27 protein-coding genes are annotated in these 23,311 nt (G+C 63.3%); 14 read left to right on the top strand and 13 right to left on the bottom strand.

Annotated elements, in window-relative coordinates; genetic code table 11:
• Positions 1-109: 109 nt before the first annotated feature.
• On the top strand, positions 110-1,201 hold the full coding sequence (locus tag P9217_RS23725) for a COX15/CtaA family protein (protein ID WP_095801288.1): 1,092 nt from the start codon (positions 110-112) through the stop codon (positions 1,199-1,201).
• Positions 1,202-1,223: 22 nt separating this feature from the next.
• Here the strand turns inward: P9217_RS23725 and argC are convergent, their stop codons facing one another.
• A complete protein-coding gene (gene argC / locus P9217_RS23720) occupies positions 1,224-2,156 on the bottom strand; it encodes an N-acetyl-gamma-glutamyl-phosphate reductase (protein WP_095824727.1) in 933 nt (310 codons plus the stop codon).
• A gap of 29 nt (positions 2,157-2,185) precedes the next feature.
• Positions 2,186-3,187 carry an agmatinase gene (gene speB, locus P9217_RS23715; RefSeq protein ID WP_127215769.1) on the bottom strand — a complete coding sequence of 334 codons (1,002 nt, stop codon included), beginning with the start codon at positions 3,185-3,187 and terminating at the stop codon, positions 2,186-2,188.
• A 233-nt stretch (positions 3,188-3,420) separates the two neighbouring features.
• On the opposite strand from speB, the gene P9217_RS23710 reads away from it, so the two are divergent.
• Positions 3,421-4,479, top strand: a complete 1,059-nt coding sequence (locus P9217_RS23710; protein ID WP_278088058.1) for a glycerophosphodiester phosphodiesterase family protein — start codon at positions 3,421-3,423, stop codon at positions 4,477-4,479.
• Positions 4,480-4,690: 211 nt separating this feature from the next.
• Here P9217_RS23710 and P9217_RS23705 read toward each other — a convergent pair whose 3' ends face one another.
• The gene (locus tag P9217_RS23705) at positions 4,691-5,563 is read right to left on the bottom strand and encodes an aldo/keto reductase family oxidoreductase (RefSeq protein WP_278088057.1); all 873 of its coding nucleotides are present in this window, start codon (positions 5,561-5,563) and stop codon (positions 4,691-4,693) included.
• A 95-nt stretch (positions 5,564-5,658) separates the two neighbouring features.
• Between P9217_RS23705 and P9217_RS23700 the strand changes: the two genes are divergently transcribed.
• A complete protein-coding gene (locus P9217_RS23700) occupies positions 5,659-6,567 on the top strand; it encodes a LysR family transcriptional regulator (protein WP_278088056.1) in 909 nt (302 codons plus the stop codon).
• A 57-nt stretch (positions 6,568-6,624) separates the two neighbouring features.
• Here P9217_RS23700 and rpsI read toward each other — a convergent pair whose 3' ends face one another.
• From rpsI to P9217_RS23685, 3 genes are all read right to left on the bottom strand, one after another.
• Positions 6,625-7,101 (bottom strand): 30S ribosomal protein S9, encoded by a 477-nt coding sequence (rpsI, locus tag P9217_RS23695; RefSeq protein ID WP_066989448.1) that lies wholly within the window; start codon positions 7,099-7,101, stop codon positions 6,625-6,627.
• On the bottom strand, positions 7,101-7,565 hold the full coding sequence (gene rplM / locus P9217_RS23690; RefSeq protein ID WP_278088055.1) for a 50S ribosomal protein L13: 465 nt from the start codon (positions 7,563-7,565) through the stop codon (positions 7,101-7,103). Before rplM ends, rpsI begins: the two co-directional genes overlap by 1 nt.
• A gap of 225 nt (positions 7,566-7,790) precedes the next feature.
• On the bottom strand, positions 7,791-8,252 hold the full coding sequence (locus P9217_RS23685) for a PaaI family thioesterase (RefSeq protein WP_095801293.1): 462 nt from the start codon (positions 8,250-8,252) through the stop codon (positions 7,791-7,793).
• A gap of 148 nt (positions 8,253-8,400) precedes the next feature.
• On the opposite strand from P9217_RS23685, the gene P9217_RS23680 reads away from it, so the two are divergent.
• From P9217_RS23680 to P9217_RS23660, 5 genes are all read left to right on the top strand, one after another.
• Positions 8,401-9,222, top strand: a complete 822-nt coding sequence (locus tag P9217_RS23680; protein WP_278088054.1) for an enoyl-CoA hydratase — start codon at positions 8,401-8,403, stop codon at positions 9,220-9,222.
• Between the two features lie 45 nt (positions 9,223-9,267).
• Entirely contained in the window at positions 9,268-10,044 is a 777-nt protein-coding gene (locus P9217_RS23675; RefSeq protein WP_067330124.1) for an AAA family ATPase, read from the top strand.
• Positions 10,041-10,562 carry a CoA-binding protein gene (locus P9217_RS23670; RefSeq protein ID WP_095801296.1) on the top strand — a complete coding sequence of 174 codons (522 nt, stop codon included), beginning with the start codon at positions 10,041-10,043 and terminating at the stop codon, positions 10,560-10,562. The genes P9217_RS23675 and P9217_RS23670 overlap by 4 nt, the downstream gene beginning before the upstream one ends.
• Before the next feature lie 158 nt (positions 10,563-10,720).
• Positions 10,721-12,001: an O-acetylhomoserine aminocarboxypropyltransferase gene (locus P9217_RS23665; protein WP_066989881.1), complete on the top strand. Its 1,281-nt coding sequence runs from the start codon at positions 10,721-10,723 to the stop codon at positions 11,999-12,001.
• 5 nt (positions 12,002-12,006) lie between these two features.
• Positions 12,007-12,351 (top strand): cupin domain-containing protein, encoded by a 345-nt coding sequence (locus P9217_RS23660; RefSeq protein WP_095824721.1) that lies wholly within the window; start codon positions 12,007-12,009, stop codon positions 12,349-12,351.
• Between the two features lie 18 nt (positions 12,352-12,369).
• Here the strand turns inward: P9217_RS23660 and P9217_RS23655 are convergent, their stop codons facing one another.
• From P9217_RS23655 to P9217_RS23645, 3 genes are all read right to left on the bottom strand, one after another.
• Entirely contained in the window at positions 12,370-13,134 is a 765-nt protein-coding gene (locus P9217_RS23655; protein WP_278088053.1) for a transporter substrate-binding domain-containing protein, read from the bottom strand.
• Positions 13,103-14,341 carry a cytochrome P450 gene (locus P9217_RS23650; protein ID WP_278088052.1) on the bottom strand — a complete coding sequence of 413 codons (1,239 nt, stop codon included), beginning with the start codon at positions 14,339-14,341 and terminating at the stop codon, positions 13,103-13,105. The genes P9217_RS23655 and P9217_RS23650 overlap by 32 nt, the downstream gene beginning before the upstream one ends.
• A gap of 132 nt (positions 14,342-14,473) precedes the next feature.
• Positions 14,474-15,196 (bottom strand): hypothetical protein, encoded by a 723-nt coding sequence (locus P9217_RS23645; protein ID WP_095801298.1) that lies wholly within the window; start codon positions 15,194-15,196, stop codon positions 14,474-14,476.
• Positions 15,197-15,305: 109 nt separating this feature from the next.
• Here P9217_RS23645 and P9217_RS23640 point away from each other — a divergent pair, with 109 nt between their 5' ends.
• Together P9217_RS23640 and P9217_RS23635 are read left to right on the top strand one after the other, a co-directional pair.
• A complete protein-coding gene (locus P9217_RS23640) occupies positions 15,306-15,650 on the top strand; it encodes a hypothetical protein (RefSeq protein ID WP_095801299.1) in 345 nt (114 codons plus the stop codon).
• A gap of 17 nt (positions 15,651-15,667) precedes the next feature.
• Positions 15,668-16,195, top strand: coding sequence for a gamma carbonic anhydrase family protein (locus P9217_RS23635; protein WP_095801300.1), 528 nt, complete (start codon positions 15,668-15,670; stop codon positions 16,193-16,195).
• 32 nt (positions 16,196-16,227) lie between these two features.
• On the opposite strand, the gene P9217_RS23630 is transcribed toward P9217_RS23635, so the two are convergent.
• The 4 genes from P9217_RS23630 to P9217_RS23615 all read right to left on the bottom strand — a co-directional run bounded on the left by P9217_RS23630 (position 16,228) and on the right by P9217_RS23615 (position 19,326).
• Positions 16,228-16,779, bottom strand: a complete 552-nt coding sequence (locus tag P9217_RS23630; RefSeq protein ID WP_095801301.1) for an ankyrin repeat domain-containing protein — start codon at positions 16,777-16,779, stop codon at positions 16,228-16,230.
• Between the two features lie 249 nt (positions 16,780-17,028).
• Complete coding sequence (locus P9217_RS23625; protein ID WP_278088051.1) at positions 17,029-17,634, bottom strand: transglutaminase-like cysteine peptidase; 606 nt, start codon at positions 17,632-17,634, stop codon at positions 17,029-17,031.
• A gap of 267 nt (positions 17,635-17,901) precedes the next feature.
• The gene (locus P9217_RS23620) at positions 17,902-18,516 is read right to left on the bottom strand and encodes a PilZ domain-containing protein (protein WP_278088050.1); all 615 of its coding nucleotides are present in this window, start codon (positions 18,514-18,516) and stop codon (positions 17,902-17,904) included.
• A 171-nt stretch (positions 18,517-18,687) separates the two neighbouring features.
• Entirely contained in the window at positions 18,688-19,326 is a 639-nt protein-coding gene (locus P9217_RS23615; protein ID WP_067321654.1) for a PAS domain-containing protein, read from the bottom strand.
• 420 nt (positions 19,327-19,746) lie between these two features.
• Here P9217_RS23615 and P9217_RS23610 point away from each other — a divergent pair, with 420 nt between their 5' ends.
• From P9217_RS23610 to P9217_RS23595, 4 genes are all read left to right on the top strand, one after another.
• On the top strand, positions 19,747-20,484 hold the full coding sequence (locus P9217_RS23610) for a rhomboid family intramembrane serine protease (RefSeq protein ID WP_095824717.1): 738 nt from the start codon (positions 19,747-19,749) through the stop codon (positions 20,482-20,484).
• 104 nt (positions 20,485-20,588) lie between these two features.
• Entirely contained in the window at positions 20,589-21,020 is a 432-nt protein-coding gene (locus tag P9217_RS23605; RefSeq protein ID WP_066989480.1) for a CBS domain-containing protein, read from the top strand.
• 175 nt (positions 21,021-21,195) lie between these two features.
• A complete protein-coding gene (gene gatB / locus P9217_RS23600; RefSeq protein ID WP_278088049.1) occupies positions 21,196-22,695 on the top strand; it encodes an Asp-tRNA(Asn)/Glu-tRNA(Gln) amidotransferase subunit GatB in 1,500 nt (499 codons plus the stop codon).
• A 4-nt stretch (positions 22,696-22,699) separates the two neighbouring features.
• On the top strand, positions 22,700-23,188 hold the full coding sequence (locus tag P9217_RS23595; RefSeq protein ID WP_278088048.1) for a GNAT family N-acetyltransferase: 489 nt from the start codon (positions 22,700-22,702) through the stop codon (positions 23,186-23,188).
• The last annotated feature ends 123 nt before the right edge of the window (positions 23,189-23,311 follow it).

Genomic DNA, 23,311 nt, shown 5'->3' with positions numbered 1-23,311 from the left:
CGGGCGCAACCGCCGCGGGCCGGCGCGACGGCGTGCCGCGCTGTCCGGTCTTGCCAGCCGGGCGGCCATGGTCCACCAATCCCGCGATTTCAACTGCCGGGAAACTCCCATGGCCGCTATAACCACCACGGCCCCATACGCCGCCCGCGACCGCGATCTGCACAACCGCGCGCTGGTGCGCGGCTGGCTCTATTTCGTGCTGGTCGTGCTGGCCGCGCTGGTGCTGGTCGGCGGCGCCACAAGGCTCACCGGTTCCGGCCTGTCGATCACCGAATGGCAGCCGATCCACGGCGTGATCCCGCCGCTCAACGATGCCGAATGGCAGGAAGAGTTCCAGCGCTACCAGCAGATCCCCCAATATACAGAGCTCAACAAGGGCATGAGCTTAGAAGCTTTCAAGTCGCTCTTCTGGTGGGAATGGGTGCACCGCATCCTCGCCCGCAGCGCCGGCGCGGTTTTCGCATTGCCGCTGCTGTTCTTCTGGGCGACGCGCCGCATCGAACGCGGCCTCGGGCCGAAGCTTCTAGGTATACTTCTGCTCGGCGGCCTGCAGGGGGCCATCGGCTGGTGGATGGTGGCCTCGGGTCTAGTCGACCGTGTCTCGGTCAGCCAGTACCGGCTGGCGACGCATCTGACGCTCGCGGCGCTAATCTTCACCGCCACCATGGTTGTCGCGCGAGGATTGGCGCCGCACTCCGAGCGCGCCGCCGACCGCTCGACCCAGCGGCTTGCCGGCGCGATCGTGCTCTTGGCACTGATCCAGATCTATCTCGGCGGCCTGGTTGCCGGCCTCCACGCCGGCCTCTCCTACAACACCTGGCCGCTGATGGACGGCAAGGTGATCCCGGCCGATCTCCTGCTCTTGAAACCCGCATGGCTGAATTTCTTCGAGAACCCGAAGACGGTGCAGTTCGTGCACCGGCTCGGCGCTTACACGCTCTTTGCGGTGGCGCTCTGGCACATGATCGCCACCTGGCGGCGTCAGCCCGGCACCACGCATGCCCGCCGCGCCACGCTGCTGTTCCTGCTGGTGCTGGCGCAGGCCTCGATCGGCATCGGCACGCTTTTGATGCAGGTGCCGCTGCATATGGCGCTCACCCATCAAGGCGTCGCGCTGATCGTGCTCGGCTTCGCCGCCGCGCACTGGCGCGGCACCAAGGGTGCCTATTCGCTGCCGACCGAGATCGCTGTCGGAGGCTGAGGCGCGCCTTGCGCATCGTCGCTCAATGCTTGATGCCGAGCATCAGGTCGAGATTCTGCACGGCAGCGCCGGAAGCACCCTTGCCGAGATTGTCGTAGACGGCCAAGAGCAGCGCCTGCGCCCGCTCGTCATTGGCAAACACATAGACCTTCATCCGGTTGGTGCCGTTATAGGCCTCCGGATCGATCTCCGGCATGCGCTCCATATGCGTATAGGGCGCAACCTCGACCACGCCGCCGCCGACCGACGCATAGTGATCGGCGATCGCCGCATGAAGCTCGGCGCCGCTCGGTACACGGTCGAGGCCGCCCAACTGCAGCGGCACCACCGTGATCATGCCTTGCGCGAAATTGCCGACGGCGGGCTGCATGATCGGATCGTGCGACAGCTTCGCGTAGGTCCTGAGCTCCGGCACATGCTTGTGCTGCAACGTGAGCCCATAGGGTAGGAATTCAGGCGCGTCCTCGCCCTTGCCGACATAGTCCTCGATCATCGGCCGGCCGCCGCCGGAATAGCCGGAGATGCCGTTGACGGTGACGGGGAAATCGGCAGGCAGCAGGCCGGCCGAGACCAGCGGACGCAGCGTCGCGATAGGGCCCTGCGGCCAGCAGCCGGGATTGGCGATGCGTTTTGCGCTGGCGATCTTGTTGGCCTGATCCTTGTCCATCTCGGCGAAGCCGTATTCCCAGCCTTCGGCCACACGATGCGCGGTCGAAGCGTCGATGACTTTGGTCGTATCGTTCTCGATCAGCGATACGCTTTCCTTGGCCGCGGCATCCGGCAGGCAGAGGATCGCGACATCTGCGGCGTTGAGGAATTCGGCCCTGGCGGCGGCTTCCTTGCGGCGGTCGGCGGGAATGGAGATGATCTCCAGATCGCCGCGGTCGGCCAGCAGCGCCCTGATCTGCAGGCCTGTCGTGCCATGTTCGCCGTCAATGAAGATTTTCGGTTTCATCGGTTGCCAAAATCCCTGCGATTCCAGAGCTATATGCCTTGAGCGTTATGTAGCACGGCATGAGTGCCGTTGTTCAGGTCGTCGAGCCGCGCCTTCCTTTCGGCCACCAGACCGAGATAGTGCATGGCGATGATCGATCCGGCGATCGCCGTAATATCGGCATGATCATAGGCCGGCGCAACCTCGACGACGTCGGCGCCGACGATGTCGATCTGGCCGAGCTGGCGCAGCGTCGAAAGCATCTTGGCCGAAGACGGGCCGCCGGCCACAGGCGTGCCGGTGCCCGGCGCAAACGCCGGATCGAGGCAATCGATGTCGAAGGTAAGATAGGTCTTCCTGCCGCCTGTGCGCTCCACGATCGCATAGGCGATGTCGGAGGCGCGCATCTCCTCGACCTCATGGCCGTAAAGGATCTTGATGCCGAACGTGTCCGGCGCATGGGTGCGGATGCCGATCTGGATCGAGCGGTCTGGATCGATGATGCCTTCTTTGACCGCGCGGGCAACGAAGGAGCCGTGATCGATGCGCCTGCCGTCGTCCGGCCAGGTGTCCTGATGCGCGTCGAACTGCACCAGGGCCAGCGGCCCATGGATCGCTGCATGCGCCTTCAACAGCGGCCAGGTGACGAAATGATCGCCGCCGAGCGTCAAAAGAAATGCGCCTGAGCTCAAGATCTTGGCCGCCTCGCGCTCGATCGTACCGGGCGTCTTTTGGTGGTTGCCGCTGTCGAGCAGGCAATCGCCGTAGTCGACCACGGCGAGCTGTTCGAACAGGTCGCGCGAGAACGGATATTGCGGATCGTTGTCGAGGATCGCCGAGGCGCGGCGAATCGCCTGCGGCCCGAAGCGCGCGCCGGGACGATTGGTGACCGCGGCGTCGAAGGGAATGCCCCACACGACGGCGTCCGCGCCCTTCGCATCCTTGGTATATTTGCGCCGCATGAACGACAGCGCGCCGGCATAGGTCGGCTCCAACGACGCGCCCGTTTTGGAACGGGCGGTGAAGGCGTGGTCGATCTCTTGGTTCGCCATTACGGGTCCTCGGTTGTCATCGGGGAGCCACAACTACAGAACCGGCACGCAACTTGCCAGTCACCGCTTGCCGATATCGAGCGGCGCTCGAGGAGTGCCACGGCAACACAGGATTTGTCTCGCCATGACGCCTCGCCAAACAAATTTGAGCAAACAGCTAGCCGGCTTCGTTCACCTCCCTGTCATGGGCATCGCCTAACCGGGTCCCGACCCGGAACGGAGCGATTCCCCCTATGCGAACACTCTGGCTGAGCCTTCTTCTGTCCGCCGCGCTTGCGACGGCCTCGAGTCAAACCTTAGCCGGTGAGGCGCGCGCCGCCCAAATCCTCGACCGCTTCGAACACGCCAACCAGTGGCGCGACCATGTGATGATCGCGGCGCATCGGGCCGGCAGCATGCAGGCCGGCAAGGCGCTTTATGCCGAGAATTCGCTTGCCGCGGTCGAGGGCTCGATCGCGATCGGCGCCGAGATCGTCGAGGTCGATGTGAGGCGCTCGAAGGACGGCGCGTTCGTCATCATGCATGACAGCTGGCTCGACCGCACCACGAACTGCAAGGGCGAGGTGGTTGAATATACGCTGGCGGAGCTGAAGAAGTGCCGGCTGGTGATCGAGGGCACCGGCGCAGTCACCAGCGAGCCGATGTCGACGCTGCGCGAAATGCTGCTGACGACCAAGGACAGGATCCTGATCAATCTCGACAACAAGCTGGAGGTGACGGACCTGCCAGGCATGATCGCGGTCGCCCGCGATCTCGGCATGGCCGATCAGGTGATCGTCAAGGAGAACCTGTGGAACCAGGCGCGCATTGAAGCCGCGAAGGCCGCGCTCGCCCAGGCGGGCGGCGGCTTCCAGTTCATGCCGATCCTTGCCGATGACGCCATGCACGATGCCGCCTTTGCCGGCGAGGTCGACAAGGCGTTCGCGCCAAGCGCTATCGAGCTGATCAACTGGCGCAACGGCGCCGAGACGCTGACCGCAAACGGCGGCCCGCTGTTCAGCACGCGCATGCGGGCTACAGCCGTCCGCGGTGACTGGCACCTCTGGGCCGATACTTATGCCATCGTCAACAAGCCGGGCGGCTTCCTTGCCGGCGGCCGTGGCGACGAGCTGGCGGTCGCTGCCAGCCTGCCGCGCGAGGCTTGGGGTTTTTGGGTCGATCGCGGCGCCACCATCATCCAGACCGACGAGCCAAAAGCGGCGATCGAATGGCTGGCTGCCAATGGCTATCGCGTGCCTTATATGGACGAGGCGCGCCCGGCTGAGCCGGCGCGCACGCCGAGCATCAATTAGCTGGCGTCGGTGCTCCACCCCACCGAGAGCTCGCGCCGACCTCCCCATCGAGGAGCCATCGCGGGGAGGTCGAAGTTGCGCCAAGCTCGCCGGCGGTCGAGTGCTACAACGGCTGCGGGACGCTGCAAATGGGACGCCGAAAGATAGGCGCGGTACCTCCTCTTGATGGGGAAGTGGCGCCGCTGGCGCGGGTGGGATGACGGCGCTTGACCTAGGCGGCTTTCGCCACGCCCTCCAACTCGGCCAGCACTTCGTCCGACAATTCCAGCTCCGCTGCCGCAAGGTTCTCGCGCAGATGCCCGACCGACGACGTGCCCGGGATCAAAAGGACGTTGGGGGAACGCTGCAACAACCATGCCAGCGCAACCTGCATCGGCGTCGCGCCGAGCCGCTCGGCCACGCCGGACAGCGTCGACGATTGCAACGGGCTGAAGCCGCCAAGCGGAAAGAACGGCACATAGGCGATGCCGTGGCGCGCCAGTTCATCGATCAGCGCGTCGTCCTCGCGATGCGCCAGATTGTACTGGTTCTGCACGCAGACGATGTCGCAAATCTTGCGGCCTTCCTGGATTTGCGCTCGGGTGACGTTGCTCAAGCCGATATTGCGCACCACGCCCTTGCGCTGAAGCTCGGCGAGCTTGGTGACCTGCGCCTCGATGGAGCCCTCGGCTGGACCATGCATCCCGAACATGATGCGCAGATTGACGACGTCCATCACCTCGAGGCCAAGATTGCGAAGATTGTCGTGTACGGCCTGTTCGAGCTCATCGGCTGTGAAGGCCGGCAGCCAGGAGGCGTCTTCGCCACGACGGGCGCCGATCTTTGTGACGATGGTGAGGTCGTCGGGGTAGGGCGATAGCGCCTCGCGGATCAGCTTGTTGGTGACGTGCGGACCATAGTAATCGCTGGTGTCGATATGGTTCACGCCTTGCGCTATGGCTTCGCGCAGCACGGCGATGGCCGCGTCATGGTCTTTCGGTGGACCGAAGACTCCTTTGCCTGCGAGCTGCATGGCGCCGTAGCCGAGGCGGCGGACCGACCGCTCGCCGAGTTTATAGGTGCCGGATTTGTTTACGCTGGACATCGTGGTTCTCCTTCGTTGCCGGCGAGGGAGATAAGGCATAGCCGCTGTCCCGATAACCAGCTATATTTGGCACAGCTTGTACGAAATTTAGGACAATGGCGGCCGAACTCAACGATCTCCAGGCGTTCATGGCCGTGGCCCGCGCCGGCGGCTTTCGCGAAGCAGCTCGCGCCACGGCCGGCAGCGCGTCAGCGCTCAGCGAAGCCATCCGCCGTCTGGAAACCCAACTCGGTGTTAGGCTCTTCAACCGCACCACGCGCAGCGTTGCTTTGACCGAAGCTGGTGCCAGCCTGCTGGCGCGGCTCGGCCCCGCATTGGGCGAGGTAGAAGCTGCGCTCGATGTGGTGAACGGCTTTCGCGACCGGCCCGCCGGAACCTTGCGTCTCAACGTGCCGATAAGCGCCTCGCGGCTGGTGCTGCCCAAAATCGTTCCGCGATTTCTCGCGGCCTATCCCGCCATTCGCCTGGAGGTGATCGCCGAGGAGAACTTTGTCGATGTGCTGGTGGCCGGCTGCGACGCCGGAATCCGCTATGACGAGCGGCTGGAGCAGGACATGATCGCGGTGCCGATCGGACCGCGCGCGCAGCGCTTCACGACCTCCGCCGCGCCGTCCTACCTTGACCGGCACGGTCGGCCGCAGCACCCGCGCGACCTGCTTGGCCATGCCTGCGTGCGCGGCCGCTTCCCGAGCGGGGTCATGACGCCCTGGGAATTCGAGCGGGAGGGCGAGGTGGTGCGGGTCGATCCGACGGGGCCGTTGGTCGTCAGCATCGGTGGAGGCGTCGATCTCGCTGTCGATGCGGCGATCGCCGGCGTCGGCATCCTTTGGCTCTTCGAGGACTGGGTGCGCCCGTATTTCGACAGCGGCGTTCTGGAACCTGTGCTCCAGCCCTGGTGGCAAAGCTTCTCGGGGCCGTTTCTTTATTACCCTGGCCGGCGCTTGGTGCCGGCGCCGCTGCGCGCGTTCATCGACTACATAAAAACGCCGGCCGGGCACTGGTGACGGAAACAAAAAAGCCGCCCGGAGGCGGCCTTTTCGAAAGCTGGGGACCCGTAGCGCTTAGCGCTTCGAGAACTGGAAGCTGCGGCGCGCCTTGGCCTTGCCGTATTTCTTGCGCTCGACCACGCGGCTGTCGCGGGTGAGAAAGCCGCCCTTCTTGAGCACCGAACGCAGGCCCGGCTCGTAATAGGTCAGCGCCTTGGAGATGCCGTGACGCACGGCGCCCGCCTGGCCGGAGAGACCGCCGCCGATGACGGTGGCGACGATGTCGTACTGGCCGGCGCGGTTGGCGGCGACGATCGGCTGGTTGAGGATCATCTGCAGCACGGGACGCGCGAAATAGGTCGCGAATTCCTTGTCGTTGACGATGATCTTGCCGGAGCCCGGCTTCACCCAGACGCGCGCGATGGCGTTCTTGCGCTTGCCGGTGGCATAGGCGCGGCCCGATTTGTCGAGCTTCTGGACATGGACAGGCGCTGCCGGCTGCGCGGCGGTCGTGACAGTCCCGAGTTCTGCGAGCGAGGAAAGCTCAGCCATTACGAGGCCCTCTTGTTCTTGGAGTTCAGCTTGGCCACGTCGAGCGTGACGGGCTGCTGGGCCGCGTGCGGATGCTCAGTGCCTGCATAGACGCGGAGACTCTTCATCTGGCGGCGGCCAAGCGGGCCGCGCGGGATCATGCGTTCGACAGCCTTCTCGACGACGCGCTCGGGGAAGCGGCCCTCGAGCAGCTGGCGCGCGGTGCGCTCCTTGATGCCGCCGGGATGGCCGGTGTGCCAGTAATAGACCTTGTCGGTGTACTTCTTGCCGGTGAACACCACCTTGTCGGCATTGATGACGATGACATTGTCGCCATCATCGACATGCGGGGTGAAAGTGGGCTTGTGCTTGCCGCGCAGATGGTTGGCGATGACAGTGGCAAGGCGGCCGACGACGAGACCCTCGGCGTCGATCAGCACCCACTTCTTCACCACATCCGCAGGCTTCTGCGAAAAGGTAGCCATGGTTTTGCTCTCAGGTTGACCGTCCTGTCCGCGAACGGCAGGAACAGGCGTTTTTTGTTGCTTGAATTGACGGAGAGGCCAAGCCGTCCGGCAATAACAAAACGGCGGCCCTTGCGGCCGCTGTTTCGTGACGGCTTATAGGCGAGGGCGCCGGATGCGTCAAGCCAAGCGGAAACTCTACTGGCGCTGAAAATAGAGCAAAAACAATCAATTGGCGAAACGGTATTATTTTACCTCATCCATTCGCTTCGGCGGGATCGAATAGGTCCCGGTGGCGTGGGCCACCGTGTGCCGGTCGGCCCCGGCGACGATGTCGATGTCGAAGACCATCAGGCTCTTTCCGAGCTTGAGGATACGGCAATGGCCGTCAATCGGTCCGGCCTCGGCCTTGCGCATGAAGTTGATGTTGAGATTGGTCGTCACCGAAAGCGCATCCGGCCCGGCATGGCTGAGCACGCACACATAGCCGCCGATGTCGGCAAGCGTGAACAGCGCCGGACCCGAGACGGTGCCGCCGGGACGCAGATGCCGCTGGTCGGCATTGAGCCGCACCGTGCAGCCGCCCGGAAACACTTCCAGCGCCTCATAAAAGGAGAACTGGTCGTTGAGCTGCGGATAGACGCTTGCCATCAGCCCGTTTACTTCGGCTGCGGTCAGCACCGGCTTGAGATTGCTTTGAGCGGGCATGCGCGATTCCTATATACGGGAAGTTCCAGGCGGCGCGCCTGGACCAAACGGTGCCACGGAGAAAACACGTCTCGCGGCTGTTCTTCAATCGGCAGCATGTTAGTTCTGTTGCTCCATAACCCGGGACCGCTGATCGAGAGGTTCAAAAATGGCCGAAGTCGTTGCTATCAAGCCCGCCGTCGCCGACGGCCCGGTTCTTGTCAGCCAAGACAAGGGCGTGCTGCGCCTCACTCTTGCAAGCCCGCCGGCCAACGCGCTGTCGCTGGCGACGATGGCGGCGCTGCAGGCCGAGTTCGACCGCGTGAAGGACGACAAATCCGTACGCGTCATCATCCTGGCAGCGTCAGGCAAAGTGTTTTGCGCCGGCCACGACCTCAAGGAAATGACGGCGCGCCGCGCCGAACCGGATCGCGGCCGCGCCTTCTTCGAAATGACCTTTGTCGCCTGCGCAAAGCTGATGCAGACCATCGTGCGCCATCCGAGGCCGGTGATCGCCGAGGTCGACGGTCTGGCTACGGCGGCCGGATTGCAGCTTGTCGCGAGCTGCGACCTCGCCATCGCCTCGCACGAAGCGACCTTCTGCACGCCCGGCGTCAATATCGGCCTGTTCTGCTCGACGCCGATGGTTGCGCTGTCGCGCAACGTCTCGCGCAAGCAGGCGATGGAAATGCTTCTCACCGGCGAGACGATCGATGCGGCGACGGCCAAGGAGTTCGGTCTCATCAACCGGATCGTGCCGCGCGAATATCTGAATCAGGTTGTCAACAAATACGCGCAAACGATTGCTTCAAAATCGTCTTTGGTGGTCAAGACCGGCAAGGAGGCGTTCTACGCCCAGGCCGAAATGGGGCTGGCTGACGCCTACGCCTATACCGGCCGCGTGATGGTGGAAAACATGCTGGCGCGCGACGCCGAGGAAGGCATCGGCGCTTTCATTGGCAAGCGCAAGCCGGAATGGGCCGACGAATAATTGACCCGAGAATGCAGCGCGCTTTTTCATGATTGAAGGTCCGACGTGGCTGCCCGCAAGCAACTGACGCGGCTGAAAGCGCCCTATCTCAAGCGCATTCTGCTTGAGCCTTCGCGCGTCACGGATTGGGATGGATATCCATGGAGCCTGCCGATCTTCCGGGATCGCGAATTCGAGTTCGAATTCACGTCGGCCATCACCATCATCGTTGGCGAGAACGGCACCGGCAAATCGACGCTGCTCGAAGCCATCGGCGCGCTGGCCGGCTATGACGAGGCCGGCGGCGGCAAAGGCTATATGCCCGTCGACCACTCAGGCGCCATCGACAAGAGTGGCGGGGCACTTGCCGCTGCGCTGCGCTGCCATTGGCTGCCGAAGGTCACCGCGGGCTGGTTCTTCCGGGCGGAGTCCTTTTACTCCGTGGCTCGTTATCTTGACCAGGCGGCGCTGGAGTCTGGCGGAGCGCCGCCGGACTTCCTGTCATGGTCGCATGGCGAAGGGTTCATCCGCTTCTTCGAGGAACGCTGCCGACGACAGGGCATCTACATCCTCGACGAGCCCGAAAGCGCGCTCTCGCCGACGCGCCAGATCGAGTTGCTGAAGCTGCTTCAGCGCATGGAGCGGTCCGGCACCGCGCAGGTGATCATGGCGACGCACTCGCCGTTGCTGATGGCCTGCCCGAACGCGCGGCTCTTCCGCATCAGCCGCTTCGGCCTCGATCTGATTGATTTTCAGGACACCGATCATTTTCGCATGATGCGTGACTTCTGCAGCGATCCGGCTGCCTTTCTCGCCGATGCGCTGTATGAGGACGAGCCATGAATCACGACGCCTACGACAACAGCTACATTGCCGGCATTCTGAACTCGGTGAAGACCATTGCCATGGTCGGCGCCTCGCCCAACGACGTGCGGCCGAGCTATTTCGTGCTGAAATATCTGCTGGCCAAGGGTTTTTCGGTGTTGCCGATCAATCCCGGTCATGCCGGCAAGCAGATCCTTGGACAGACGGTCTATGCCAGCCTGGCCGACCTGCCGCACCCGGTCGACATGATCGACATTTTTCGCGGCTCGGCCGCTGTCCCTGGCATCGTCGAGCAGGTACTGAAGCTCGATCCGCTGCCGAAGGTCGTTTGGATGCAGCTAGGTGTTCGCCATGACCAGGCCGCCGCGCGCGCCGAGGCAGCCGGCATCAAGGTGGTCATGAACCGCTGTCCCAAGATCGAATATGGCAAGCTGTCGGGCGAGATCGGCTGGACCGGCGTCAACTCTGGCGTGCTGTCGTCGAAGAAGCCATTGATGCGCAAGGGTTTCCAGAGTTTTGGCGTGCGCCAGAAATAGACGGACAACCAGGCGCGCAAAATTATTCCGGGAAGAAATGGATTTTCCTGGGCGTTCGCCGCAGATCGCACGCCGAAAGGTATTTTGTTCTTTGCATTCACGACCGCGCTTGGCCAAGAATGCCCGGCGATTTTCGCAAGTTTGAGAGGGAGGCTTCGATGACCCGTACGCCCGGTTTCAACACGCTCGCCGTCCATGCCGGCGCCAAGCCGGACCCGGCGACCGGCGCGCGCGCCACGCCGATCTATCAGACCACCTCCTATGTCTTCGATGACGCCGACCACGCCGCCTCGCTGTTCGGGCTGAAGGCCTTCGGCAACATCTATACCCGCATCATGAACCCGACGCAGGCGGTTCTCGAGGAGCGTCTCGCCGCGCTCGAAGGTGGCACTGCCGCGCTGGCCGTCGCCTCCGGCCACGCCGCCCAGGTCATCGTCTTCCACAATCTGATGCGGCCGGGTGACAATTTCGTATCTGCCACAAAGCTTTATGGCGGCTCCATCAACCAATTCGGCCACGCCTTCAAGAATTATGGCTGGGAGGTCCGCTGGGCCGATACCAACGATCCATCGACCTTTGAGAGCCAAATCGACGACAACACCAGGGCGATCTTCATCGAAAGCCTCGCCAATCCGGGCGGCATCTTCGTCGACATCGAGAAGATCGGCGACATCGCTCGCAGGCACGGCCTGCCGCTGATCGTCGACAACACGCTGGCCTCGCCCTATCTCGTGCGGCCGATCGAGCATGGCGCCGACATCGTGGTGCATTCGCTGACCAAGTTCATCGGCGGCCACGGCAATTCGATCGGCGGCGCCATCGTCGACGGCGGCACCTTCGATTGGTCGAAGTCGGGCAAATACCCGATGCTGTCGGAGCCTCGCCCTGAATATGGCGGCCTCGTCCTGCACGAGACTTTCGGCAACTTCGCCTTTGCCATTGCCGCGCGCGTGCTCGGCCTGCGCGACCTCGGCCCGGCGATCTCGCCCTTCAACGCCTTCCTGATCCTGACCGGCCTGGAAACCTTGCCGCTCAGGATGCAGCGTCATTGCGACAACGCCGCGAGCGTCGCCGCCTGGCTTTCCAACCATCCAAAAGTCGCCTGGGTGAACTATCCCGGACTGCCGAGCGACAAGAACAATGCGCTGCAGAAGAAATACTCGCCGCAGGGTGCCGGCGCCGTTTTCACCTTTGGCCTCAAGGCCGGCTACGAGGCCGGCGTCAAGTTCGTCGAGGCGCTGGAACTGTTCTCGCACCTCGCCAATGTTGGCGACACCAAGTCGCTGGTCATTCACCCGGCCTCGACCACGCACCGGCAACTGTCCGACGAGCAGAAGGTAAAGGCCGGTGCCGGCCCGGACACGGTCCGCCTGTCGATCGGCATCGAGGACGTCAACGACATCGTCGCCGACCTCGAACAGGCGCTGAGCAAGGTCTGAGCGCGATGTCCGCCTTTCTCGCGGTTGATCCCGAAACTGTCGAGCCGGAGGCCGGCGCGCCGGCCCCGGAACGCTTGATCTCCGGCGATCCGAAATTCCGCACCTGGAATGTCGAGGAGCGGGACGGCAGCCTTTATGCCGGCATCTGGGAAGCGACGCCGGGCAAGTGGCGCATCGTCTATGACGAATGGGAATTCTGCCACATCCTGTCCGGCGTCTCGGTGATCGCCGAAGACGGCGGCGACGCGCGCACGGTCAAGGCCGGCGACAGTTTTGTGCTGCGGCCGGGTTTCAAAGGGACCTGGGAAGTGGTGGAGACGACTCGCAAGGAATATGTGATCAAGCTGTGAAGCGCGCTTGCCGGGCTGTTAGAGCAGCGGGTCGACATCCGCTTCGGAGAAACCGAATCCGGCCATCAGGTCGCGGTGCCACCGGCTTCCAAGCAGGTCGCCCAGACAATCATCCACACGCCGCCTCAACGCGTCGTTGCCTTTGGCGACCGCAAACGCGCCGGCGGCGGGCAGCCGTTCGGACGCGGGAACGTCAATGACATCGGCCAGCGCAGCCGGTCGCCGCGCGATGTAGCCGCGATGCGCCATGGCGACGCTGGCATAGGCCTGCACCATGCCGGTAGCCACCGCCTCCGCCGCTTGGGCCTGCGTGGTGAACACACTGATCCGCTCCGGCGGCACGCCATTCTGCAGGGCCGTCCGATGCTGGATCTGGTTCGATATCACGCCAAGCCTCGCGGAGGGGTGGCCTGCAAGAGAGCGATAGCCTTCAAGGTCGAGCGGGTTGCCCTTGGCGACCATCAAGCCGTCCGGCAGCGACCAGATCGGGCGACTGAAGTCCACCAGCTTGCTGCGCTCTTCCGAGATGAACAGGCCGGTGGTCATGTCCCAGCGGCCGTCGGCCAGTCCCGGCAGTAACTCGGCGAATTCAGTCTCGACGGGCGTGAAAGCCGTCGTTTCGGACATCGCGAAGATCTTCTCGGCCAGCATCGCGTCGCAGCCGCCGACTTTCCCGGATGCATCGGTGAAGCAGAAGGGCGGTTCCTGCAGAAAGGCGAATCTCATTTTCAGATCTTCGGATTTTTGCGGCTCAGAAGCGCACCGAGAGCGCTTCCAATCCATGAAAATGATAGGTGTCGCGGAAGCGCGGCTCTTCCGTCAGGCCTAGATCCGGCAGCCGGTCGAACAGCGTCTTCAGCGACACCTGCAACTCCAGCCTGGCCAGCGGCGCGCCGATGCAGAAGTGGATGCCGGCGCCGAACGACACGTTCTTCTGGTCCGTCCGCGCCGGGTTGAATGTGGCCGGTCCGGCGAAAGCCAGCGGGTCGTGATTGGCCATGCCGAGCAGCAGCGCCACCGTCTCTCCGGGCTTGAGCAAAATGCCCGGAGCAGCTTCCATCTCTTCATAGGCATAGCGCAGGAACATGTGCAGCGGCGCATCGTAGCGCAGGCATTCCTCGACCGTGGCGGCATTGGCCTCCGGTGTTGCAAAGAAGCGGCGCCCATCGCCGCCCTGCGCGAGGATCGTTCTCACGGCATTTCCGGTCTGGTGCACAGTCGCTTCGTGCCCTGCGTTGAGCAGAAGGATAGCTGAGGAAACCAGCTCGTCCTCCGAGAGCTTCTGGCCGTTGTCCTGGGCCTCGATCAGCAGCGAAAGCAGATCGTCGCCGGGTCTCTTGCGCCGCTCGGCGACATAGCCGCGCAGGAACGCCGCGAAATCGCGCGCGGCGCGGTTGGCCGTCTCCTCGGTCTCGCGCGTGCGGCCGTGCATGTACATGGCGACCATCTGATGCGACCAGTCGAGCAGTTGCGGCCCCATCTCGACCGGAACGCCGAGCATCTCGGCGATGATGGTGATCGGCAAGGGCGAGGCGTAAGCGGGCAGAAGATCGGCAGAGCCCGGCTCGAAGCGGTCGATCAACTCGTTGGCCAGAGCCTCGATGCGCGGCCGCAGCCGCTCGACCTGGCGCGAGACGAAGGCTCGATTGACCAAAGTTCTCAGCCTAGTATGCACCGGCGGCTCGAGCTCAAGCATCGAATTGGCTTCGATGGCGTCGAAGGCTGTCAGGTGCGAACGGTCGTCGCCAACCCCGCGGCTGTCGGGAATGCCGGCCGGGTTCTGGCGGCCGAAGCGACGATCGCGAAGCAGGCGGTTGACGTCGTCGAAGCCGCCGAAACACCAAAAACCGTAATTCTCCCAGAAGAAGGCGTTCGAAGCGCCGTGCAAGAAGGCGTAGCCCTCATACGGGTTCTGCACAAAGGCCGGTTCATGCGGGTCGAGGCGCAGGCGGCGGCTGACGGGGTCGAACGTGAGATAGGGTGGCATCATGTTCGACCAATAGCGCGCCTTGCCGGCCCGATGCCAGACCGCATCGCCGAGCCGGTCGTGCCGATATATTGAGCCAGGCTGGCCGCTGGAGAGGAAGAGCGGGTGGCGCGCCCATGGCTCCGGCGCAGCGCTTCAGCGTCCCGTTTTCAGGATACCGGCCACCTTGGTGGCGATCGCGGCATCGAGCACCTGCCAGTTCCCGAGCAACTCGCGCGGGAAGCGGTAGGTGAGGCTGAGATCGTCGCCGACCTGGATGTCGCGCTCGCAGGGGGCCAGCGATTCCTCGGCACTTGGGCCGCTCAGGCAGCGGGCGACGAACGGGTCTTTGCCGGGGCGGTCGGCGACCGCCAGGACCTCGTTGAGATAGCCCGATTTCTCGGCGAAGCCGTAGAGCGTCGTCCCGCCCGGGCCGGGTGTGCCCGGCTTGACGATCAGGGCGCTGTAGATCGGCGCGAAACGGCCGCTCATGTCGCGCGACATCATCCGCGGCTCGAATGACAGGAAGATGATCTTCCTGGTCGTGGTGTGGTTGAAGTCGCCGCGCGCGGCGGTGCTGTAGCCGTCCATTTCGGGATAGCGCAGATAAAGGTCGAGGCGCGAGGCGTTTCCGTCGCGCCTGGCCTGGTCGAAGCGGATGAAGTTGGCCGGCACACTGATCACATTGTTGCCCATGACGACCTGGCGCACGGTCGTGTCGTCGGTGTAGCCGGCCATGGCGATCGACCGGCCGAGCCATTTGCCGCCGAGACTGATAGCCACCGAAAGCAGGGCGAGCGCCGCGAAGACATAGAAGACCCGCTTCATCAAGGTCGAGTCGACAACCTCGAATTCCTCCGCGGCGGCTGCCTCTCTCATCGCAATTCCCCGATCCGCTCACCTGTCCTCAGGTGGCACAACTAGCGCGGCATGGCTCTTGCAGCGCGTCGGCACGACTGTGCGGTCTCATGGTAAACGGTTGGTAAAGATGGATCTCATGCTGCTCCCTCTCTACGCTTTTGCGGTCGGCCTGACGGCTTGCGGCCTCGCCGGCTCGGCGATGGAAATCGTCTGCGGTGGCCGGCTGGCCTTCGCCGAACCCTATGTCACGCCTGCCCATATTGTGCGCTCGCTCGCGGTGACCGCCTGCGCCGGCCCGTTCATGCTCACCAATGATGCTCTGGCTGCGCGGCGCGAGGGACGCATCGGCACGCTGGCGCTGCTTTCCTGCGGCTGCACGGCGATTGCCTGGGCACTGGCGCTCGGCATCGTGCTGATCACCATTGCTTCCTGGGCAACGGGTCTCCTAAGCTCCGCCGAATTCTCGGCTTGAGACGAATCGGAGAAAAGATGCCGATCTATGCGATCGACGGGAAGGCGCCCCGGTTCGAGGACGCCGAAACCAATTGGGTGGCGCCCGACGCCACGCTGATCGGCGATATCGCGATAGGCCGCAATGCCGGCTTCTGGTTCGGCGTCGTCATCCGCGGCGACGGTGAAACGATCACCATCGGCGCCGACACCAATGTGCAGGAACATACGGTCATGCACACCGATCCGGGCTATCCGCTCACCATCGGGCAGGGCTGCACGATCGGTCATCGCGCCCTGCTGCATGGCTGCACGGTCGGCGACAGCAGCCTGATCGGCATGGGCGCCATCGTGCTCAACGGCGCGAGGATCGGCAAGAATTCGCTGGTCGGCGCCGGCGCTTTGGTGACGGAAAACAAGGTTTTCCCGGACAATTCGCTGATCGTCGGCTCGCCCGCCAAGGCGATAAGGGTGCTGGATGACGCGGCAATCGAGAGGCTGCGGGTCTCGGCCGCGCACTATGTCGCCAACGGCAGGCGCTTCAAGACCGGATTGAAGGAGCTGTGACAGCGGTTCAGTCCGCCGCTTCGCCCGCGACCTTATTCACTGCGTCGGGACATTGCCTGACGCAGCAGCGACGCCCCCGCTTCGAAACCGGCGCGGTCTGCACCTTCCAGGGCGGTTTCACAATCATCGATGCGCGTCCTGAGCGACGGATCCGCGCCCGACGCCAGCAGCAGGCGGATTGCCTCGGCGTCGCGCTGCGCCACGGCGTAATGCAGAGGCGTCCAGTCGTTGACCCCGCGCATGTTCGGGTCGGCGCCCTGCTCGAGCAGGATCTGGATAAGCTGCAGCCTGTCCGGCCGCTCGGTGGATAGCGCGGCGATGATCGACGGGAAGCCGGCGGGATCCTCGTAATTCGGATTCGAGCCTGCATCAAGCAGCGTGACGATGAAGCCGGCCGGGCTCCAATAGATCGCGTATTCCAAGGGATGGCCGAGGCCGAGCTCGAACGGCATCCTCTCGTCGTACCATTGCGCGGAGCCGCCGAGCGCCTTGCCAAGCCCATCGAAATCGCCCGCCTTGAAGGCGTCGTCTATCGCCTTGAACAGCTTGGCGCGCTCGCAGCGGTCGTCAGGGATTTCCAGCATCGCCGTCCATCCAAAAATAAACGGCCATAGTGCTCCGGTCTGCCGTTACGAGAAAGGCCCGCAGGCGGCGGCAAAAAAAGCGGAGCCGGCCCGGGGACAGGGCCGGCTCCTAAAACCCGGTCGTTGGGGACGGGGAGGGTGGGGACTCGACCGGGCTTTTTCCAGGCACGCCGTATGAATGCGGCGTGCTTAATCTCTTCGTGTTGCCCCAAAAGCCCTGCGCATCTTGGGGCAGCATGCATTGGGATCCTAGCGGACGCTGGCGACCGCGTCCTCGCGGCCGTCGTTGATCGAAACCCAAACGCCTGAATTCTCTGTCGATTGACGTTTGAGGTAGGTGTAGACCGTGTCGTTCCAGGCGAGCACTTTCGGCTCGAGATTGTCGAGGATGAACTCGCCGAGGCTGGTGCGCACCGTCAGCACCGCGTGGCCGTCGCCGTTCGGCTGGCGCACGACCGTCATCAAAAGGTCGCCGGCGGGGACACCGGCGGCCATTAATTCGCGGCGCTTCTCCAACGCGAAGTCCTCGCAGTCGCCGAAACCGTTGTCGGGATAGGCCCAGTATTCCTCGACCCCGTAGATCTCCATATCGGTACGTGGCTTGACGCGGGTGTTGACCGAATTGTTGACCTTGATCATCGTCGCCCACAGCTTGCGGGTCAGCTCGACAGGAGACCCATTCGGCGTCCTCTCATTGCATTCGATGGGGATACGCTGGCAGAGTTCATAATGGCCGACGGGCTGGGCGGTGCGGCCACCCGTATGCATGAACAGCGGTCCCGCGCTTGCCGTGCCCCAGGCGGAAAGCTGCATCGCCATTGCCAAGAGCAACAGCTTGCCCCTCGTCATTTTCATTATGGTAGTCTCCCCGTTTGAGAGAGACTGTGCCACGTTGGGATTTATTTGACGCAAAAACCGGAAGTAGAGATTGAGTAAAACGCCCGTAGATTAAATATAAAATTTGAACTATCTCGACTGCGGATTGTTGAGAATCTAAACCGGCCGCCGCACCCGGATCACGTGGCTTCTCGACATGCCGCCCGGCTGCTAGAAGGCCCTGATCCGGCCAACAAAAAACCGGCCGCTGGAGGCCGATTGGATGCATGTCCGCATTCTAAGCGGTCAGGACCGCGGCGCGTTGAATTCCGAATCCAAGGTTTCCGGCCGCTGGATGACGGCAAACTCAATGGCGACGCCGTCCTCGAAGTGACGCACGACCTGGCCGCGCATCGTTCCCAGCATGACCTGCACGCCGATTGCTGGTTTGACGTCGATCTCGATCGCCGCGCCCGAGAGCGACAGGTCGATGATGCGGCACTGATACTGTCGCCCGTCGGTGAGCTGCAGCACGCTCATCGGATTGCGCGGCGCGACGCGCTCGTGGCGGCGGTCTTCCGGCAGGTCGAGCTCATGCTTGTTCGCAAGCCAGGTGAGCTGCGCGGCGAGCTTGTCCTTCTTGCGGTCCGAAGCGACGACGGTCATCGCGAAACCGTCCTGCGAGGTGCGCGTCACGATGCCTTCGATGCGACCGATGTGATCGATATAGGCAATGACCTTTTCCCCCGGCATGCCGACGCGATCGGTGCGCAAGGCGACATTGCCTGGCGACATGTCTATCACCTGGCACGCGTGTTCCGTGCGGTCCTCCAGCATGAAGCGTCCGTAGATTTTCACCCGGACACGCTGAAAATTGCGCCGCTCCACACGGGACGGCGCAAATTCCGCCGCTGACCTCATGACTGCCTACACCCCGTTGGCATTCCGCGCGACGTGCGAGGAATTTCACCGGAAAAAGCTACAGCAAAGCAGGTTAACAAACGGGAAAAAGCCGGCCCAAATGGGTTGGGGGCGGACGCCCACGCAAGGCAAAGGCCTGGACCAGATCGGGGCAAAATCTCGCGCTCCGCTCTACTCGTTGCGCCCGCCGTCGAAGACGACGAGATGCCGTATCCGGCGTACGCGGCCGAGCGCCGAAATGGTCTCGGGCGCGTCGAACTCCGTCGGCACGAGCGACGGAACATCGATCGCCGGCCGGTTCTTCAGGAACATCGGGTCCTTGTCGGGATCGATGACCCGAATCGCGTCGATCAGGGCGTCCGCCAGCGGGTCGGCACCAAGCCAGAACGGCCGATCCGCGGCGCTGACGATGCCGAGGCAGCGAGGGCTCTCGACGCCGCCATCGAGCGGCAGCGCCAGCAGCTCGAACTTGCTGGAACGACCGTTTCGGCTGAATCCTTCATAGGTCAGAAGCAGCACCGATTTCTGGTCGAAGACGCCGTGGATGAGACGCGACATAAGCCGCTGGTCCTTCTCGCGCCAGAGCGAGGGGAAGGAAAACCCTTTGAGCTCGCGGCCGTAATAGGCGCAGAGCCTGGTGCCGGCCAGCCGGAACACGGCTTCGGCGCGTGTGTCGCGCTCCAGGATGAATGTATCGGCCAGGAGCGTCTTGATGTCCGCCGGCTCCACTTCCGAGCGTTTCGGAGCCGGGCGGCCATCACGCAGCCGGTTCCAATATTGGAACAGCGCGATTGATCCGTTCTGATTCATTTCCATTCCGCTCCGGCAATCTGTCTTTCTTGTTGTCCCATCGGCGAACAGACAGGGCGCCCTCCGATGACCTTCATGCGGTGCGGAGCAGGATGCGTGCCAGCATCGTTAACGTTTGTTCACGTCTCGGGGCCGTTAAGGTTAACAAGTGGTTTACGTTGCGCGCCGACGGGGCCTGTGGCACATCAAAAACCACTCCACAACGGTCGTTTCAGCAGCGATCGGCAGCGCTTCAGTCAGTTTTCGGGGAGCAGGGGACTCGACCGGCCGTTCAGGGAAACCTGGACGGCTTTCTTTTGATTCGCGTCGCCGATCCAGGCCCTATCCGATTCAGCTTGAGCGATTCGCGATTTGTGATTCGATCAGGCGTGAACTACATGCTCGGCCGAAATCGAGTCTCCAGCCATCTGCGAAGAGGCCATGAGCGAGCCGGTAACACCGACCGAAACCGAAATGCAACCAGACGACGAAGCGCCGGAGCCGCGCCGCGAGCCGGTGTTCAACTTGCCGCCGGTTGTGCTGGCGGTGATGGGGATCTGCGCGATCGTCTTCCTGCTGGAGCGATATGTGCTGAACGACGACCAGCAAATGACGCTGCTCTACGACGGAGCCTTCATTCCGGTGCTCTACACCGGTCAATACGGCTTCGACTGGTTCCTGTTCACGCGCCCCTTCACCTATGCCTTCATGCATGGGGGCCTCGCTCACATTGCCGTCAACATGGTGTGGCTTGCCGCTTTCGGCTCACCGCTCGCCAATCGTTTCGGCGCGGCCCGGTTTGCGGTGTTCTACGCCGTGACCGGGCTGGCTTCGGTAGCGCTGTTCTGGGCGATGCATCCTTATGGCGAGATGCCGCTGGTCGGCGCGTCGGGCGCGATCTCGGGCATGATGGGAGCTGCGGCGCGCTACGGGTTCCGGATCGATCGCTCGTCAGGCCAGGCGGCCTTCGCCGGCGAGCCGTTGCCGATCGCAATCGTGCTGCGTTCGCGCGGCGTCATGACCTTCCTCGGCGTCTGGATGGTGATCAACCTCGCCACCGGCCTTCTCGGCTTTGCGCCGGGGATCGAAGGACAGATCGCCTGGGAAGCCCATATCGGCGGCTTTGTCGGAGGCTTTTTCGGCGTGCGTTTTTTCGATCGGCCCCAGCCGTCCGAGTAGCGCTGCGGCGCACTTGAAATGCAACCAATCACGGCGCACCATGTTCACCGGAACGTGAATGCCGGTCAGGGCAGGAGCCGGCGGGCAAGGCACAGGAGGACGCCATGACTGTGAAGGCAATTCTTGAGCAAAAAGGCCATGACGTGTTCACACTCGGGCCTAATGAAAAGCTGAGCGAAGCTATTCGCATCCTGACCGAGCATAGGATCGGCGCGCTGGTCATCACCAATGGCGACCGCAAGATCGTCGGCATCCTTTCCGAACGTGACATCGTGCGAGTGCTGGCCAGGGAGGGCGCGGCCGCGCTCGATATTCCGGTCCGATCGGCCATGACGCCGAAGGTCAAGATCTGCAACGAGAACCACACGGTCAACGAGGTCATGGAGATCATGACGAAGGGTCGCTTCCGCCACCTGCCGGTGGAGAAGGACGGGATGCTCGACGGCATCGTGTCGATCGGCGATGTGGTCAAGCGCCGGATCGAGGATGTCGAGCGCGAGGCCGAGGAGATCCGGGCCTACATCGCCACCGCCTGATACAGGCGGGAAGGTGCCGCCAGCACAGCCCGTGGGCTTACAAGCGCAAGCTGCCTGGAAGCCTGCGCGCGGCTTTGGACTTGTCTCAAGGAACGGTTTGCACTAGCGAGTGATGCGATTTTCGCAACGCGATAAGCAAAATCGCGCCAGCCACAAATGCGACCCATAGGCCTCCATGAGCATCATCGATACCCGCACGCCCGACCCGAAACGCCTGATCTCCGGCGCCACCGGCGACTGGGAAATCATCATCGGGCTCGAAGTGCATGCGCAAGTGACGTCCGAGGCAAAGCTGTTCTCCGGCGCCTCGACCTCTTTCGGCGCGGCGCCCAACGCCAATGTCAGCCTGGTCGACGCGGCGATGCCCGGCATGCTACCGGTGATCAACGAGGAATGCGTCAAGCAGGCGATCCGCACTGGGCTGGGCTTGAAGGCCGCGATCAACCACAAGTCGGTCTTCGATCGGAAGAACTATTTCTACCCGGACCTGCCGCAGGGCTATCAGATCTCGCAGTACAAGCAGCCGATCGTCGGCGAAGGCAAGGTGATCGTCTCGGTCGGACCGGACCGGCAGGGCGAGTTCGAGGACATCGAGGTCGGCATCGAGCGCCTGCATCTGGAGCAGGATGCCGGCAAGTCTATGCACGACCGGCATCCGACAATGTCCTATGTCGACCTCAACCGGTCCGGCGTTGCGCTGATGGAGATCGTCTCCAAGCCGGACATGCGCTCTGCCGACGAGGCCAAGGCCTATGTCAGCAAGCTGCGCACCATAATGCGCTATCTCGGTACCTGCGACGGCAACATGGACGAGGGTTCGCTGCGCGCCGACGTCAATGTCTCGGTGCGCCGCCCGGGCGGCGCGTTCGGCACGCGCTGCGAGATCAAGAACGTCAACTCGATCCGCTTCATCGGCCAGGCCATCGAGTCCGAAGCGCGCCGTCAGATCGCCATCCTCGAAGACGGCGGCTCGATCGAGCAGGAGACGCGCCTATTCGACCCCAACAAGGGCGAGACGCGCTCGATGCGCTCCAAGGAAGAGGCGCATGACTACCGCTATTTCCCCGACCCCGACCTTCTGCCGCTGGAGTTCGACCAGGCCTATGTCGATGATCTGGCACAGCATCTGCCGGAACTCCCGGACGAGAAGAAGGCGCGGCTGATCGGCTCGCTAGGCCTATCGCCCTACGACGCCTCGGTGCTGGTCTCGGAAAAGCCGATCGCCGACTATTTCGAGAAGGTGGCCTCGGGGCGCGACGGCAAGCTTGCCGCCAACTGGGTCATCAACGACCTGCTGGGCGCTCTCAACAAGGCTGGCAAAGATATTGAAAACGCTCCGCTTTCGCCTGAGCAGCTCGGTACGGTCGTCGACCTGATCAAGGAGGGCACGATCTCCGGCAAGATCGCCAAGGACCTGTTCGAGATCGTCTGGAACGAGGGCGGTGATCCGCGCCAACTGGTCGAAAGCCGCGGCATGAAGCAGGTGACAGACACCGGCGCCATCGAGAAGGCGGTCGACGAGGTCATCGCCGCCAATCCGGACAAGGCCGAGCAGGCGCGCGCCAAGCCGACCATGGCCGGCTGGTTCGTCGGCCAGGTGATGAAGGCGACCGGCGGCAAGGCGAACCCGCAGGCGGTCAACGAGCTGGTCAAGGCCAAACTCGGCATCGAATAGAGCGATGTTCGTCCGCACCGCCAGCGAGCGCGATCTTGTTGCGATCCGCGCGCTGCTGGTCGAGACGTGGCATGCGACCTATGACGCCATCTACGGCGCCGAGCATGTAACGGCGATCACCGACGACTGGCATTCTCTTGCTTCGCTCAAGGCGCAACTGGCCCGGCCGAATTCCGAATTCCTGGTCGCTGACGATGGCAAGCGGCTTGGCGGCATGGCTTTCGCGGCCGCGACTGCCAACCCGAGGATCGTCCTTCTGAACCAGCTCTACGTATCTCCGGATTGTCAGCGGCAAAGGATCGGCCAGGCGCTGCTCGACGAAGTCGAGGCCAGTTTTCCGGAGATGCGGACGCTGCGTCTGGAGGTTGAGCAGGCGAATGCGGTGGCGATCGCCTTCTACGAGGCGAACGGATTTCGGACGGCAGGCAGGACAGCGGATTGCGGCGGCAGTTCGGGATGGCCCGCGCTCATCCTGGAGAAGCGGCTCGGCTAAAGCGCCGGCGGATGCCGATTGCCTCATCGCAGGGTTTTGATTGATCGCGCCGATCCCCGCGATCAAACCTGCCCTCGCACAGGTGCACCTCCGCCAGCGGATGATGCGGTGCGCGATGGACTG

The sequence above is a fragment of the Mesorhizobium sp. WSM4989 genome (assembly GCF_029625795.1).
Taxonomy (GTDB): Bacteria; Pseudomonadota; Alphaproteobacteria; order Rhizobiales; family Rhizobiaceae; genus Mesorhizobium.
This window is presented reverse-complemented; position numbering and strand designations above follow the sequence as displayed.

Excerpts from the sequence above, each read along its gene's own strand:
- P9217_RS23725 (WP_095801288.1), top strand. The coding sequence starts at position 110 with ATGGCCGCTATAACCACCACGGCCCCATACGCCGCCCGCGACCGCGAT.
- argC (WP_095824727.1), bottom strand. The coding sequence starts at position 2,156 with ATGAAACCGAAAATCTTCATTGACGGCGAACATGGCACGACAGGCCTG.
- speB (WP_127215769.1), bottom strand. The coding sequence starts at position 3,187 with ATGGCGAACCAAGAGATCGACCACGCCTTCACCGCCCGTTCCAAAACG.
- P9217_RS23710 (WP_278088058.1), top strand. The coding sequence starts at position 3,421 with ATGCGAACACTCTGGCTGAGCCTTCTTCTGTCCGCCGCGCTTGCGACG.
- P9217_RS23705 (WP_278088057.1), bottom strand. The coding sequence starts at position 5,563 with ATGTCCAGCGTAAACAAATCCGGCACCTATAAACTCGGCGAGCGGTCG.
- P9217_RS23700 (WP_278088056.1), top strand. The coding sequence starts at position 5,659 with ATGGCGGCCGAACTCAACGATCTCCAGGCGTTCATGGCCGTGGCCCGC.
- rpsI (WP_066989448.1), bottom strand. The coding sequence starts at position 7,101 with ATGGCTGAGCTTTCCTCGCTCGCAGAACTCGGGACTGTCACGACCGCC.
- rplM (WP_278088055.1), bottom strand. The coding sequence starts at position 7,565 with ATGGCTACCTTTTCGCAGAAGCCTGCGGATGTGGTGAAGAAGTGGGTG.
- P9217_RS23685 (WP_095801293.1), bottom strand. The coding sequence starts at position 8,252 with ATGCCCGCTCAAAGCAATCTCAAGCCGGTGCTGACCGCAGCCGAAGTA.
- P9217_RS23680 (WP_278088054.1), top strand. The coding sequence starts at position 8,401 with ATGGCCGAAGTCGTTGCTATCAAGCCCGCCGTCGCCGACGGCCCGGTT.
- P9217_RS23670 (WP_095801296.1), top strand. The coding sequence starts at position 10,041 with ATGAATCACGACGCCTACGACAACAGCTACATTGCCGGCATTCTGAAC.
- P9217_RS23665 (WP_066989881.1), top strand. The coding sequence starts at position 10,721 with ATGACCCGTACGCCCGGTTTCAACACGCTCGCCGTCCATGCCGGCGCC.
- P9217_RS23660 (WP_095824721.1), top strand. The coding sequence starts at position 12,007 with ATGTCCGCCTTTCTCGCGGTTGATCCCGAAACTGTCGAGCCGGAGGCC.
- P9217_RS23655 (WP_278088053.1), bottom strand. The coding sequence starts at position 13,134 with ATGGATTGGAAGCGCTCTCGGTGCGCTTCTGAGCCGCAAAAATCCGAA.
- P9217_RS23650 (WP_278088052.1), bottom strand. The coding sequence starts at position 14,341 with ATGATGCCACCCTATCTCACGTTCGACCCCGTCAGCCGCCGCCTGCGC.
- P9217_RS23645 (WP_095801298.1), bottom strand. The coding sequence starts at position 15,196 with ATGAGAGAGGCAGCCGCCGCGGAGGAATTCGAGGTTGTCGACTCGACC.
- P9217_RS23640 (WP_095801299.1), top strand. The coding sequence starts at position 15,306 with ATGGATCTCATGCTGCTCCCTCTCTACGCTTTTGCGGTCGGCCTGACG.
- P9217_RS23635 (WP_095801300.1), top strand. The coding sequence starts at position 15,668 with ATGCCGATCTATGCGATCGACGGGAAGGCGCCCCGGTTCGAGGACGCC.
- P9217_RS23630 (WP_095801301.1), bottom strand. The coding sequence starts at position 16,779 with ATGCTGGAAATCCCTGACGACCGCTGCGAGCGCGCCAAGCTGTTCAAG.
- P9217_RS23625 (WP_278088051.1), bottom strand. The coding sequence starts at position 17,634 with ATGAAAATGACGAGGGGCAAGCTGTTGCTCTTGGCAATGGCGATGCAG.
- P9217_RS23620 (WP_278088050.1), bottom strand. The coding sequence starts at position 18,516 with ATGAGGTCAGCGGCGGAATTTGCGCCGTCCCGTGTGGAGCGGCGCAAT.
- P9217_RS23615 (WP_067321654.1), bottom strand. The coding sequence starts at position 19,326 with ATGAATCAGAACGGATCAATCGCGCTGTTCCAATATTGGAACCGGCTG.
- P9217_RS23610 (WP_095824717.1), top strand. The coding sequence starts at position 19,747 with ATGAGCGAGCCGGTAACACCGACCGAAACCGAAATGCAACCAGACGAC.
- P9217_RS23605 (WP_066989480.1), top strand. The coding sequence starts at position 20,589 with ATGACTGTGAAGGCAATTCTTGAGCAAAAAGGCCATGACGTGTTCACA.
- gatB (WP_278088049.1), top strand. The coding sequence starts at position 21,196 with ATGAGCATCATCGATACCCGCACGCCCGACCCGAAACGCCTGATCTCC.
- P9217_RS23595 (WP_278088048.1), top strand. The coding sequence starts at position 22,700 with ATGTTCGTCCGCACCGCCAGCGAGCGCGATCTTGTTGCGATCCGCGCG.